This window comes from Vreelandella azerica, assembly GCF_013112225.1.
GTDB lineage: Bacteria > Pseudomonadota > Gammaproteobacteria > Pseudomonadales > Halomonadaceae > Vreelandella > Vreelandella azerica.
On the sequence record NZ_JABFHI010000001.1, the window covers coordinates 508,783 to 521,067 of the forward strand.

The 12,285-nt window shown below is 54.8% G+C and carries 12 protein-coding genes and 5 pseudogenes; 7 read left to right on the forward strand and 10 right to left on the reverse strand.

What is annotated here, in order from left to right:
• Window position 1 precedes the first annotated feature (1 nt).
• The 10 genes and pseudogenes from HLB35_RS02430 to HLB35_RS02475 form a co-directional block, all read right to left on the reverse strand.
• Window positions 2-271: an HPr family phosphocarrier protein gene (locus HLB35_RS02430; protein ID WP_171701356.1), complete on the reverse strand. Its 270-nt coding sequence runs from the start codon at window positions 269-271 to the stop codon at window positions 2-4.
• Window positions 272-307: 36 nt separating this feature from the next.
• Window positions 308-1,215: pseudogene (gene rapZ, locus HLB35_RS02435) on the reverse strand (RNase adapter RapZ).
• Between the two features lie 61 nt (window positions 1,216-1,276).
• Window positions 1,277-1,743 (reverse strand): annotated as a pseudogene (locus HLB35_RS02440) (PTS sugar transporter subunit IIA).
• A 4-nt stretch (window positions 1,744-1,747) separates the two neighbouring features.
• Window positions 1,748-2,056: a ribosome hibernation-promoting factor, HPF/YfiA family gene (gene hpf / locus HLB35_RS02445; RefSeq protein ID WP_171701357.1), complete on the reverse strand. Its 309-nt coding sequence runs from the start codon at window positions 2,054-2,056 to the stop codon at window positions 1,748-1,750.
• Window positions 2,057-2,193: 137 nt separating this feature from the next.
• Window positions 2,194-3,609, reverse strand: a complete 1,416-nt coding sequence (locus HLB35_RS02450) for an RNA polymerase factor sigma-54 (protein WP_171701358.1) — start codon at window positions 3,607-3,609, stop codon at window positions 2,194-2,196.
• Between the two features lie 132 nt (window positions 3,610-3,741).
• On the reverse strand, window positions 3,742-4,509 hold the full coding sequence (gene lptB, locus HLB35_RS02455; RefSeq protein ID WP_171701359.1) for an LPS export ABC transporter ATP-binding protein: 768 nt from the start codon (window positions 4,507-4,509) through the stop codon (window positions 3,742-3,744).
• A 9-nt stretch (window positions 4,510-4,518) separates the two neighbouring features.
• Window positions 4,519-5,028, reverse strand: coding sequence for a lipopolysaccharide transport periplasmic protein LptA (gene lptA, locus HLB35_RS02460; protein WP_171701360.1), 510 nt, complete (start codon window positions 5,026-5,028; stop codon window positions 4,519-4,521).
• Between the two features lie 14 nt (window positions 5,029-5,042).
• The gene (gene lptC, locus HLB35_RS02465) at window positions 5,043-5,597 is read right to left on the reverse strand and encodes an LPS export ABC transporter periplasmic protein LptC (protein WP_235936943.1); all 555 of its coding nucleotides are present in this window, start codon (window positions 5,595-5,597) and stop codon (window positions 5,043-5,045) included.
• A gap of 29 nt (window positions 5,598-5,626) precedes the next feature.
• A pseudogene (locus HLB35_RS02470) lies at window positions 5,627-6,168 on the reverse strand (KdsC family phosphatase).
• A 49-nt stretch (window positions 6,169-6,217) separates the two neighbouring features.
• Complete coding sequence (locus tag HLB35_RS02475) at window positions 6,218-7,207, reverse strand: KpsF/GutQ family sugar-phosphate isomerase (protein WP_235936944.1); 990 nt, start codon at window positions 7,205-7,207, stop codon at window positions 6,218-6,220.
• A gap of 247 nt (window positions 7,208-7,454) precedes the next feature.
• On the opposite strand from HLB35_RS02475, the pseudogene HLB35_RS02480 reads away from it, so the two are divergent.
• The 7 genes and pseudogenes from HLB35_RS02480 to murA all read left to right on the forward strand — a co-directional run bounded on the left by HLB35_RS02480 (window position 7,455) and on the right by murA (window position 12,260).
• A pseudogene (locus HLB35_RS02480) lies at window positions 7,455-8,275 on the forward strand (ATP-binding cassette domain-containing protein).
• Window positions 8,276-9,076 (forward strand): lipid asymmetry maintenance ABC transporter permease subunit MlaE, encoded by an 801-nt coding sequence (mlaE, locus tag HLB35_RS02485; RefSeq protein WP_171701362.1) that lies wholly within the window; start codon window positions 8,276-8,278, stop codon window positions 9,074-9,076.
• A 15-nt stretch (window positions 9,077-9,091) separates the two neighbouring features.
• Complete coding sequence (gene mlaD / locus HLB35_RS02490; protein ID WP_171701363.1) at window positions 9,092-9,556, forward strand: outer membrane lipid asymmetry maintenance protein MlaD; 465 nt, start codon at window positions 9,092-9,094, stop codon at window positions 9,554-9,556.
• 67 nt (window positions 9,557-9,623) lie between these two features.
• Window positions 9,624-10,289, forward strand: a complete 666-nt coding sequence (locus tag HLB35_RS02495) for an MlaC/ttg2D family ABC transporter substrate-binding protein (RefSeq protein WP_235936945.1) — start codon at window positions 9,624-9,626, stop codon at window positions 10,287-10,289.
• Window positions 10,286-10,627 carry an STAS domain-containing protein gene (locus HLB35_RS02500; RefSeq protein WP_171701364.1) on the forward strand — a complete coding sequence of 114 codons (342 nt, stop codon included), beginning with the start codon at window positions 10,286-10,288 and terminating at the stop codon, window positions 10,625-10,627. Before HLB35_RS02495 ends, HLB35_RS02500 begins: the two co-directional genes overlap by 4 nt.
• A gap of 108 nt (window positions 10,628-10,735) precedes the next feature.
• Window positions 10,736-10,987, forward strand: coding sequence for a BolA family protein (locus tag HLB35_RS02505; protein ID WP_171701365.1), 252 nt, complete (start codon window positions 10,736-10,738; stop codon window positions 10,985-10,987).
• 11 nt (window positions 10,988-10,998) lie between these two features.
• Window positions 10,999-12,260 (forward strand): annotated as a pseudogene (gene murA, locus HLB35_RS02510) (UDP-N-acetylglucosamine 1-carboxyvinyltransferase).
• Window positions 12,261-12,285: the final 25 nt, after the last annotated feature.

Consider the following 12,285-nt stretch of genomic DNA (forward strand, 5'->3'; position numbering starts at 1 on the left):
GTCAGGCGTCTTCATCAAAGCGGGCAGTGAACAGGGCTTCTATGGCTTCCAGGGCCTGTTCTGCCTCGTCCCCTTCGGCCTTGATGTTCAGCTGGGTGCCGCAGGGGGCGGCAAGCATCAGTAACGCCATGATGTTGCTGGCATCCGCCTCTTGAGTGCCTTTGCTCACCTTGATGCAAGCATCAAAGGGTTGGCAGCAAGTGACGAGTTTGGTGGCGGCGCGGGCGTGCAGGCCGCGTTTGTTGGTCAGTGTCAGTGTTCTTTCAGGCACCCTGGTTCCTTTTTCCAAGCGGTGTCGGCGGTCAGCTCATTTGGCAGTACTGCTATCCGCCACCTTTGCATCTGTCGCGGTTGAATACGTCAGCCCCAGTTCACGATGGCGAATATGGGTTTCAATGCCATCCTCAGCCATGCGTTTGGCCAATTGCTCTACGGTATACACTGACCTATGCTGCCCGCCAGTACAGCCAATGGCAATGGTCATATAGCTGCGCTGGCTGCTCTGGTAAGCGGGTAGCCAGCGGCTGATCCAGGCATGAATATCGTCGCCCATTGCTTTGACAATCGGGTACTCACTCAAGAAGGCCTGAACATCGGCATCGCGTCCGGTGGACTCGCGCAGCATCGGGTCCCAGTAGGGATTGGGCAGGCAGCGCACATCAAACACCAGATCGGCATCTAATGGAACGCCGCGCTTGTAGCCAAAGGATTCAAAGGTGATGGTCAGCTTGTCGCTCTTGTGCAACGCTACCTGGTCAGTGATGCGGCTACGCAGATCATGAACGGTCATCCTTGAGGTATCAATGGTCAGATCGGCAAGATCGCGCACCTCACTCAATGTGTCTTCTTCCTTGCTGATGGCTTCCTCAAGCGTCAGGTCACTATTGCGGGTCAACGGGTGGCGACGACGGGTTGCCGAGTAGCGTTCAAGCAGAATACGTGCATCTGTGGTTAGGTAGACAATTTGGAAATGGATATCACGCTGATGCAGCTCGGTGAGTAGCCGGGGAGCTTTTCAAGTGCGCCGGGAAGGTTGCGGGCATCAATACTGACGGCTAAGCGCGATTGTTCTCCCTGGTCGCGCAATTCATCAACCAATGAGCCTAGCAGCATGGCAGGAAGGTTATCAATGGCGTAGTAGCCAAGGTCTTCCAGCGCTTGCAGGGCAATGGATTTTCCCGAGCCGGAGCGGCCGCTGATAATGACCAGTTGCATAGCGTCTCTCTTGCGTGGGTTCACCCTGAAAGTGTTTTCGGGTGTACTGAAAGCATCAGGATCAGAAGGCGCTATCGCGTATTTTCTCACTGATCAGGTCAAGGAGCTCCCGTTGACTGCCAGCCTTGCGAAGTTGAGCCCTAACGTTTGCGTCATTCATGATAGTGGCGACCTGGCCAAGCAGCGCCAAATGGGTATCGTCTGCTTCTTCAGGTACCAGAAGCACAAATACCAGATCGACCGGTTCGCCATCAATAGCGTCAAAATCAACGGCTTCGGTAAGTTTAAGAAAGCTGCCAATCGGGGTTGAACAGTGCGGGCTGCGGGCATGCGGAATGGCAACACCATTGCCGATACCAGTGCTGCCCAGTCGCTCCCGGTTGATTAGACGACCAAATACTTCCTGGCTGTCGAGGCTAGGCGTATTCTGGGCAATAAAGGTGCTGAAAAACTCCAGCACCCTTTTTTGCTGCCTCCAGGCACATCATAAAGAATGCGCTCAGGAGGCAAGATGGTTTCTAATGTCATCGGGTTACCGCACACCTGCGCCCTGGGCGCGAGCTTGTGCTTTTTCCTTGTGCTTGACCAGCTGACGGTCAATCTTGTCTGCCAGGGCATCGATAGCTGCGTACATATCGACATCCGTAGCTTCAGCATGCAAGTCTGCGCCGGAAGCGTGCAGAGTACAGGCAGCTTGTTGACGCTCTTTCTCTACCGACAGGGTGACCTGAACCGTGGTGATGTTGTCGTAATGGCGCTCGACGCGGGCGAGCTTCTCATTGACGTAGTCGCGCAGGGCGTCGGTCAATTCTACGTGATGGCCTGTAATATTGACTTGCATTAGCGTACTCCTATCATCGGACTGTACTTTGATTGTAACCCTTTTTTTTATGAAGCAAAGCCCTTTAGGGCAAGTTTCCTTTTAACTCAGCGACTTCTTCACAAAATTTTTCAACAGATCCTAGCGACGGTTATGAATTAACTCAGATGACGGCGTTCGCTGGAAGAGGGGATGCCCATGGCTTCACGGTATTTGGCAACGGTGCGACGGGCCACACTGACACCATCCTCATTCAACAGGGTCACCAAGCGACTATCGGATAGTGGTTTGTGAGGTGGTTCATCCTGAATCAGTTTTTTGATCCGTGCGCGGATGGCGGTGCTGGAGTGATGATCTCCCTCTTGGTTGCTGACATGGCTTGAGAAAAAGTACTTAAGCTCGAATACGCCACGCGGTGTATGAATGAACTTCTGGGTAGTGACACGGGAAATGGTTGATTCGTGCATGTCTACGGCGCTGGCGATATCGGCAAGAATCAGCGGTTTCATGGCCTCTTCGCCATGTTCCAGAAATCCGATTTGGCGAACAATGATTTCCTGGCCTACCCGCAGCAAGGTGTCGTTGCGGCTGGCCAGGCTCTTGATCAGCCAGCGCGCTTCCTGCAGGTGATCTTTGAGAAACTGGTTGTCCTCACTTTTGTCGGCGCGCTTGATCAGGCTTGCATATTCTGGCTGGATGCGCAGCCGAGGCATGGCTTCCGGGTTAAGCGTTAGATGCCAGCCTTGGTGATCGTAGTGTACGACCAGATCCGGGGTGATATAGCCGCTGACGGCGCCGCCAAAAGTGCTACCTGGGCGAGGGTCAAGGCTACGTATCAGGCCAATCACCTCGCTGAGCTGGTCGTCGTCCAGATTCAGGCGGCGTTTCAGGGTGCGGCTATCATGTTTGCCGAGTATTTCCAGAAACTGTCTGACCAGCCGCTTGGCCGGGATGAGCAAGGGGGTCGTGTCGGGCAGCGTTGCCAGCTGGAGCATCAAACATTCGCGTAAGTCGCGGGCAAAGACGCCGGTAGGCTCAAACTGTTGCAGGCGCAACAGGACGCCTTCGATCTCACGTTGCTGAATGCCTTCATGGGCAGTGGCTTGCAAACTCTCGCGAATCTCGCTTAACGAAAGTGACAGATAGCCATTGTTATCGACGGCATCAATCAGCGTTTCGGCGATGCTGTATTCTCGGGCGCTGATATCCGTCATGGCAAGCTGCCACAACAAATGCCCGTGCAGGCTTTGCACCGCTGCGTCGCGTTCGAAGTCTGGGCCTTCCTGGCTGCTACTGCCTGCGCTGGCGACATCTTGGTAGGTGTCTGACCAGTCGCTATCGACAGAAAGCTCGCTGGGAATATCTTCTGACCAGTCAGCCTCCTTGTCTTCCTGGCTAACCTGCTCGCCAAACTCCTCTTCCTGTTCCAGCAAGGGATTGGTGTCGAGTGCGTTCTGGATTTCCTGACGAAGATCCAAAGTCGATAGCTGCAGCAAGGCGATTGCCTGCTGCAACTGAGGTGTCATTGTCAGTTGAGTGCCAAGACGCAGTTGAAGGGACGCTTTCATGACCATTCGTGAACCACCCGTGGCATGTAAAGCTTTACCCTAAAAGCAGTGGCCTTCAGGCGCAAGTAGCAATAAGCATGCCATCGATAAAAAGTTACCAGTGGGCGTGGCGGCTAACAGGCTGCATAGCAGCAGAAATCACAGTTTGAAATCTTCGCCGAGATAGATATCCCGGACCTGCTGATTATCCAGAATCGTATGCGGGGAACCGCTGGCAATGATATAACCATCGCCGACGATATAGGCGGTATCACAGATATCCAGGGTTTCCCTGACGTTGTGGTCAGTAATCAATACGCCGATATTACGTGCCTTGAGCGCACGGATGATGGTCTTGATATCACCGACGGAAATCGGGTCAACCCCGGCAAAAGGTTCATCAAGTAAAATAAAATGCGGGTCAGTGGCCAGCGATCGGGCAATTTCAACCCGGCGCCTTTCACCGCCAGACAGGCTCATACCAAGATTGTCGCGGATATGGGTAATATGAAAGTCTTCGAGTAACTGCTCCAGTAGACCTTTGCGTTCAGCGCGGGAAAGCCCCTTGCGGGTTTCCAGGATCGCCATGATGTTGTCGGCAACGCTCAGCTTGCGGAAAATCGAGGCTTCCTGTGGCAGGTAGCCGATACCGGCAATCGCGCGTTCATGCATGGGCGCCCGAGTCAGGTCCAGTTCATCAATATATACCTTCCCAGCATCTGCTTTGACCAGGCCAACAATCATGTAGAAAGAGGTGGTCTTGCCCGCGCCATTGGGGCCGAGAAGCCCGACAATGCTACCTTGGGCAATATCGAGATTGATATCCTTGACCACCCGGCGACGCTTATAGCTTTTGGCCAGGTGGCGTGCCGAAAGCGTTTTGCCGGATGGGCTCGGCGCTGAGGCCGTTACATCATCAAAAGACACTAAAGGCTCCTATTGCTGCTCAGGTTGCAGGATCATGCGGATGCGCTGATTTTCACTGCCTTCGACATCCGAGCGGGCCTGAACAACGCCCCGGTCGATGAAATATTCCAATTTACCGCCGGTGAAACGGTCGCCTCCCTGGCTGAGTTCAGCGCGGTCTATCAGTTCCACACGGCGCTCGGCGACATGGTAGGTGATGCGCTTGGCCTGGCCTTCGGTGATGCCTTCCTGGTCTTCGAAGCGGTTGCGTATATAGGCGCGATCGCCGATGGCAATGGCCCTGGATAGTTCGCCATTGGCGTTGCGCTGAATTTCCACGCGTGCTCCATTGATATGCAGGTCACCCTGGCGGATGCGCACATCACCACTGTAAACGGCGGTGCCTGCGTTCTGGTCAATATCCAGCTGGTCGGCTTCCACTTCAACAGGGTCACCGGGCGCGGCATACAGTAACTGAAAGCTGACAGCGCTGAGTATCAGGCTGCAAAACACACGAAGGATCAAGGCATGGATATTCATCAAGTATTGCTCCTTTACGGGGCCGTCTCGGTCGGGTGATAACCACGCACCTGACCACCTAGCTGCAAGCGGTCTTCATTAAGCCATAAATCCATCCGCTGGGCCTGCATGGATTGAGGCGGTTGTTCTAATGTGACGGGGCTATTGCTGAAGGCATGCGCCTCGGCGCTGTGATATTCAAGGCGTTGAGTCGTCAGCTGCCAGGTTTCCTGAGGCTCCTGAAGACGCACATCACCGCGCAAGACAAGATGCTCTCCCTGATTGTCGATATGCCCCCTTTGTGCTTGAGCATGCCATTCGCGCTGTTGGCTATCGACCAGCAAGGCGCGCGGTGATTCAAGCTGAGTGACCTGGCGTTGGGGCGTGTGGGTAAGTTGCTCGACCGCTATACGCTGATGGCGATTGCCTTGCTCGTTATACAGGGTGAGAGTGGCGTTTTCGACCACATGCCCGGGCTCCTCAGCTCTTGCGTCAGGGTCGATTGCCGAGGGTGAGCCTGACTGCCAGTCAAACCAGGCTAGCAGGCCACCCAAAGCGAGAATAACCCCGGCTAGGATCAGACGCTGCAAGGTAACGACTGGGCTGCCCTGGGACATTTTTAGCGACGACCGTGCAGATAGGTGTCAATCACGGCACCCCAGTGGCCCTGAGCTTCGAGCAGGGTATCGCACACTTCGCGCACCGCACCGTGTCCGCCCAGCCGCTCAGTGACCCAGTCTGCATGAGTGTGCAGGTAATCGGGGGCATTGGGTACCGTGATACCGATGCCAGAACGCTTGATAGCGGCCAGGTCAGGCAGATCATCGCCACAGTAGGCGACCTGATCGAGTTCGATATTAAGGCGCTGGCAAAGCTGACGCAGGGTGGTCAGTTTATCTTCACAGCCTTGATAGACGTGTGGAATGCCCAACGCAGCAGCCCGTTGGCTGACCATGGGGAATCTCGCCCGGTGATGATGGCGACGTGTAATCCGGCCCGTTTGAGTAGCTTAAGGCCTTGTCCATCCTGAGTATGAAAGGCCTTGATTTCCACGCCATCAGCCTGAAAATACAGCCGACCGTCAGTCAGCACGCCGTCGACGTCCATGGCGAATAGGCGCACACGGCGCAGTTGATCAATCAGGTTGGCAGGTAGGCTCATAAGGGCTCCAGTTTAAAAAAGTAGTTGATGTCTTTGGCATGCCAGCATGCTAGATAACGCCACTGACGAGCAAGTCATGCATGTGCAGTGCGCCGATCGGGCGCTGTTCATCATCGACGACTGCAAGGGCGGTAATCTTGCTTTCTTCCATCAGGCGCACGGCCTCAGCGGCGAGCATGCTGGGAGCGATGCGTTTGCCGGGGCGAGTCATGACATCATCCACCAGAACGTCACGCAGGTCATAGTGGTGATCCAGGGTGCGGCGTAAATCACCGTCCGTGTATACCCCGGCAAGCCGACCCTGAGGATCGGTCACACAGGTAAAGCCTAACCCCTTACGGGTGATTTCCAGCAGGGCATCCCGTAAAGGGCTGCCCAAGGGGATGCTAGGCAGGCGTTCGCCGTCGTGCATCACATCCTTGACGCACAGTAGCAAGCGCTTGCCGAGGGTGCCGCCTGGGTGGGAAAGGGCAAAATCTTCAGCGGTAAACCCCCGCGCTTCGAGCAGTGCCACTGCAAGAGCGTCCCCCAGGGCGAGCGCTGCTGTTGTGGAACTGGTCGGCGCCAGATCCAGAGGGCAGGCTTCTCGGTCAACGCCGCTGTCAAGGTGGGCATCAGCATGGCGCGCCAGGGTGGAATGCGCCCGCCCAGTCATGCTGATCAATGGCACTCCCAGGCGCTTGAGAAGCGGCAGCAGGGCGGTTACTTCGCTGGTTTCGCCAGAATTGGACAGGGCAATGACCACATCGCTGCGGGTAATCATGCCAAGGTCACCGTGGCTGGCTTCTCCGGGATGGACAAAAAACGCGGGCGTGCCGGTGCTGGCCAGGGTGGCGGCCAGTTTGCCAGCAATATGCCCGGATTTGCCCATGCCCGTGACGACCACGCGCCCTTTACAGGCCAGGATCAATTCGCAGGCGCGGTCAAAGTGTTCGTCAAGCTTGGCCTGTAGGTGACCGATTGCTTCCTGTTCTATCTGCAGCGTGCGCAGTGCGCTTTCACGCATCAAGCTGGTGGTTGGGGGTATCGCATGGGGCATGGTGTGACTCAATTGACGATCACAGATCGGTAAATGAAAGCATTCAATATTAACATCTGCAGCTAGATGGCCGCATATTTATTCCCGCTTGCGTGCGACAATAGATGTTTCAGGGTCTTTGAATTGAGTTAGAATACAATGTTCGATAATCTTTTTGAACGCCCTTCAACGTTAGATGCTTGGCCACGCTTAACCTGTCGTCAAGTATCTGATGATTTCTGCGCACAAGGTGAGTGCCGGGTTTTATATGACTGATACTGCTTTTATTGAAATACAGGATCTGTACTTTACGCGAGGGGATCACGAGATCTTTCGTGGCGTGAATATGTCCATTCCTCGCGGTAGAGTCACCGCCATCATGGGCCCGAGCGGTACGGGCAAAACCACCCTGTTGAAGCTGATTGGCGGGCAGTTAACGCCAGACAGTGGACGAATCCTGATCGACGGTCAGGATGTCAATACGCTTTCCAGGAAGGCGTTGTTCAAACTGCGTCAACGTATGGGAATGCTGTTCCAGAGCGGCGCTTTGTTTTCCGATCTGGATGTGTTCGAAAATGTGGCGTTTCCTCTTCGGGTGCATACCAATCTGCCAGATGCCATGGTGCGCGATATCGTGCTTCTGAAACTGCAGGCAGTGGGCCTCAGAGGGGCTCGGGAGTTGATGCCGTCCGAGCTTTCCGGGGCATGGCTCGCCGCGTAGCCCTGGCCCGTGCGGTAGCCCTGGACCCTGAGCTGATTCTGTATGACGAGCCTTTCGTCGGCCAGGACCCTATTTCAATGGGGGTGCTGGTGCAGCTGATCAAGCGGCTTAATCAGGCGCTTGAGCTGACCTCAGTGGTGGTATCTCACGATATCAAGGAAACCTTGAGTATTGCGGATTACCTGTATCTGATTGCTGACGGCGAGGTTGTCGCCCACGGGACACCGCAGATGCTGGATACGCATCAAGATCCGCGGGTCGAGCAGTTCATGCATGGCCAGCCGGATGGGCCTGTGCCCTTTCACTATCCGGCACAGCCGTTTTACGACGACATTCTTAATGACGATGCAACCACAAGGATCGGTTAGATGGATGCAAACTTTTCCCACGCCCTTGCACGGGTAACCAGGCTGGGACGCAAGGGATGCGACCTGTTGGAAGCCCTGGGTCGGGCTGGCCTGTTTCTTGGCCAGTCGGCGATCAGTTTTCCTTCGCGGGAAGGCTGGCGGCTATGGATGCAGCAGATGCATTTTGTCGGCGTTCTGTCGTTGGCGATCGTGCTGGTGTCAGGGTTATTTATTGGCATGGTGATTTCACTCCAGGGCTACACCATCCTCGTTGAGTTTGGCGCTGAGGAAGCGCTGGGCCAGATGGTCGCCTTATCCTTGCTGCGTGAACTGGCACCTGTGGTGGCGGCACTCTTGTTTGCGGGCCGAGCGGGCTCAGCCTTGACCGCTGAAATTGGCCTGATGAAAGCCACTGAACAGTTGTCGAGCATGGAGATGATCGGAGTCGACCCACTCCGCCGTGTGGTAGCGCCTCGTCTTTGGGCCGGGTTTGTGTCGCTGCCGATTCTTACTGTTGGTTTCAGCGTTGTAGGGGTCTGGGGCGGTTATCTGGTGGGTGTGCAATGGCTGGGCGTATTTGAAGGCTCTTACTGGAGCAACATGCAGGCCAGCGTTACCTTCTTGAATGATGTGGGCAATGGCATGATCAAAAGCATGGTGTTTGCTGTGGTGGTGACCTGGATTGCCGTTTTTCAGGGATATGACCTGGTGCCAACATCCGAAGGTATTTCACGCGCTACAACCCGCACCGTGGTGTATTCGTCGCTGGCAGTACTAGGGTTGGATTTTGTCTTGACCGCCGTGATGTTTGGCGGCCTTTAACGTTGGAGAAAATACATGAAACGCAGTAAAACCATGGAGTTGGGCGTTGGACTTTTCATGTTGGCTGGTATTGTCGGGCTGATTTTTCTAGGCTTGAGGGTCAGTGGCCTGTCGCTCACTTCTTCAACACAGACATTTCACCTCGAAGCCAACTTTGCCAATATCGGTAGTCTGAAACCGCGTGCGCGGGTCACCATGGCAGGCGTTACCGTAGGGCGGGTGGAATCCATTGAGCTGGATACCGAATGGTATGATGCTCGGGTTGTCATGAAGCTCAACAGTGATCTTGAAGGGCAGATCAGCCGTGATTCAACCGCCGCGATTCTGACGGCTGGCCTGTTGGGTGAGCAGTATATTGGCCTGAGCATTGGTGGTGACCCGGAGATGTTGGCAGATGGAGACACCATACGTGATACCCAGTCAGCCGTGGTGCTGGAAGAATTGATACAGCAGTTTGTGTCGAGTATGGCGAACGGTTGACGCTACGCAGTGTCTTATCTTTTTATAAATGACACTGCGTGAATCAGTAATTAAAAGGAACAGCATGATGATGGTAAGTAACAACGGACTTCGTAAGCCAATCGTATGGCTGGCAACATTATTTGCTCTCCTGCTGGCGCTTGCGCCAACGGCTCAGGCTCAATCCATGGGGCCTGAAGAAGTCGTGCGTAATAATATCGACACCTTTATGGGTGAGCTGGAATCGCGCAAAGACTATTACGCCAATAACGTTGATGAGTTGAAAAAGCTTGTCGACGAAAATCTGGAGAATGTGGCTGATTTTCGCTATATCGGGGCAAGCGTCATGGGTAGCTACTTTCGCAATGCGACCCCCGAGCAGCGCAGTAAGTTTGTAAAAGTTTTCCGCCAGACCCTAATCGATACCTACACCCAGGGTCTGGTGACATTTGACTACGATGAGATCCGTGTTCTGGACAACCAGCGCGCCCAGCGTTATGAAGACCAAGCCAGCGTGGATATGGAAATCGTGGCGAATGATGGCACTGTCTATCCCGTCAGCTACAGCCTTCGTCTTTCTGATGGTAGGTGGCGAGTTGTTAATGTGATTGTCAACGGCATCAATCTCGGACTGACGTTCCGCAACCAGTTCGATCAGGCCATGCGTGACAATAACCGCGATTATGATGCGGTTATTGATAACTGGTCGCCTGGAGTGGGCGTTGATGAGCTGGAAGAAGGCGGAAACGCGTGAGCAAGCTTTTCTCGCATCAGGGCTTAGAGCTGGAACAGCGCGGCGATACTCTGTGGGTGAGCGGCGGTGTGGACGCAACGACGGCCGCCGCACTAGCGGCGGCCGGCAGCCAGTGGCTGGCCAACACCAGCAGCCGTGAACTGCGTATCAGCTTTGAAGGGGTCGACAAGGCAAGCAGTGCGGCGCTTAGCGTGCTGCTGGAATGGATGCGCATCAGTCGCCAATATTCCCTCAACATTGTTTCGGTTGACTTGTCGGCGCCGTTGCGTCGACTGGCTGACTTGGCCGAGCTGGAAACCTTGCTGAAATTTTCGGCGCCTCCTGCTGGCTCTGCCTGATTTCCTATTAACAGTAATAATGCCTAATGCAATGGAGCAATCGCCAAAGCGGTTGCTTTTCTTTATCATAAGCCTTGATTTTATGCTGTTTTCAACAGGAGTTTGCTAATGCAACCGAGTGAAGTGAAGGCCTTGCTGGAGTCTCGTCTTGAAGGATGTGAGTTTTTCATTCAAGGCGAAGGCTGCAATTTTCAGGTAACGGCCGTCGGGAATGTTTTTGACGGCTTGACGCCGGTCAAACGTCAGCAGCTGGTTTACGGTGCTCTTAGCGACGAGATAGCATCGGGTGCGCTACACGCCATCAGTATCAAGACCTTTACACCGACGCAGTGGGAAAGCGCGCCTGAAAGCGCCCAATAACGGCAGATTCTATGGATAAGTTACTGATTACAGGCAATGGCGTGGTTGAAGGTGAGGTGTGGGCCAGCGGTGCCAAGAATGCGGCCTTGCCAATTTTATGTGCCAGCCTGCTGGCCGATGGTCCTGTGGTCATTGGTAATCTGCCTCATCTGCAGGATATTACCACCACCCTGGAGCTACTGGGCAGAATGGGCGTTGAACCGGTCATGGGCGATAGAATGACCATTCAGCTTGATGGCTCTCAGGTAACCGATTGTCATGCGCCCTATGAGCTGGTCAAGAAGATGCGCGCGTCCATTCTGGTGCTTGGCCCTCTGTTGGCACATTTCGGCCATGCTGACGTTTCTCTTCCGGGGGCTGTGCAATCGGGTCACGCCCGGTTGATCTGCATATTCGCGGCCTTGAGGCCATGGGTGCCGAGATCCGCGTGGAAAATGGCTATATTCGTGCCCGGGTTGATAAGCGCCTTAAGGGCGCGACGATTTTCTTTGATACGGTGACGGTTACCGGTACTGAGAATCTGTTGATGGCGGCGACCCTGGCAGACGGCATGACGATACTTGAAAACGCCGCGCGGGAGCCTGAGGTGGTGGATCTGGCCGAATGCCTGATCAAGATGGGCGCGCAGATTCGCGGGCACGGTACGGATACCATCGTGATTGACGGTGTCGAGCGTCTGCACGGCTGCGAACACGATGTGATGCCAGACCGGATTGAAACCGGTACCTTTCTGGTCGCCGCTGCGATGACCCGTGGGCGCGTCAAGGTCACTCGGACCCGGGCGGATATTCTTGAAGCCGTGCTTGCCAAGCTTGAAGAAGCCGGCGCATCAATCACCACCGGAGACGACTGGATTGCCCTGGATATGCACGGCCAGCGCCCCAAGCCTGTCAATCTGAGGACGGCGCCCTATCCGGCTTTTCCAACCGATATGCAGGCCCAGTTTGTGGCCATGAATGCGGTTGCTGATGGCAGTTCCAGAGTAGTTGAGACCATTTTTGAAAATCGTTTCATGCACGTTCAGGAGCTCAACCGCATGGGGGCTGATATTGCACTTGAAGGCAATACGGCACTGATCAACGGCGTTGAAAAGCTTTCGGGAGCGCCCGTGATGGCCACCGATCTGCGCGCCTCGGCGTCGCTGGTAATTGCCGCCATGATGGCAGAGGGAGACACGCTGGTAGATCGCATTTACCACATTGATCGTGGTTACGAATGCATCGAGGAAAAACTTCAGCAGTTAGGGGCGCGCATTCGTCGTATTCCGGGCTGAGTCATGCACTAACCATTGGCAACCA

Bases quoted from the DNA above. Each gene is read 5' to 3' on its own strand.
- hpf (WP_171701357.1), bottom strand. From the start codon at position 2,056: ATGCAAGTCAATATTACAGGCCATCACGTAGAATTGACCGACGCCCTG.
- HLB35_RS02450 (WP_171701358.1), bottom strand. From the start codon at position 3,609: ATGGTCATGAAAGCGTCCCTTCAACTGCGTCTTGGCACTCAACTGACA.
- lptA (WP_171701360.1), bottom strand. From the start codon at position 5,028: ATGAATATCCATGCCTTGATCCTTCGTGTGTTTTGCAGCCTGATACTC.
- HLB35_RS02475 (WP_235936944.1), bottom strand. From the start codon at position 7,207: ATGCCCCATGCGATACCCCCAACCACCAGCTTGATGCGTGAAAGCGCA.
- mlaE (WP_171701362.1), top strand. From the start codon at position 8,276: ATGGATGCAAACTTTTCCCACGCCCTTGCACGGGTAACCAGGCTGGGA.
- mlaD (WP_171701363.1), top strand. From the start codon at position 9,092: ATGAAACGCAGTAAAACCATGGAGTTGGGCGTTGGACTTTTCATGTTG.
- HLB35_RS02495 (WP_235936945.1), top strand. From the start codon at position 9,624: ATGATGGTAAGTAACAACGGACTTCGTAAGCCAATCGTATGGCTGGCA.
- HLB35_RS02505 (WP_171701365.1), top strand. From the start codon at position 10,736: ATGCAACCGAGTGAAGTGAAGGCCTTGCTGGAGTCTCGTCTTGAAGGA.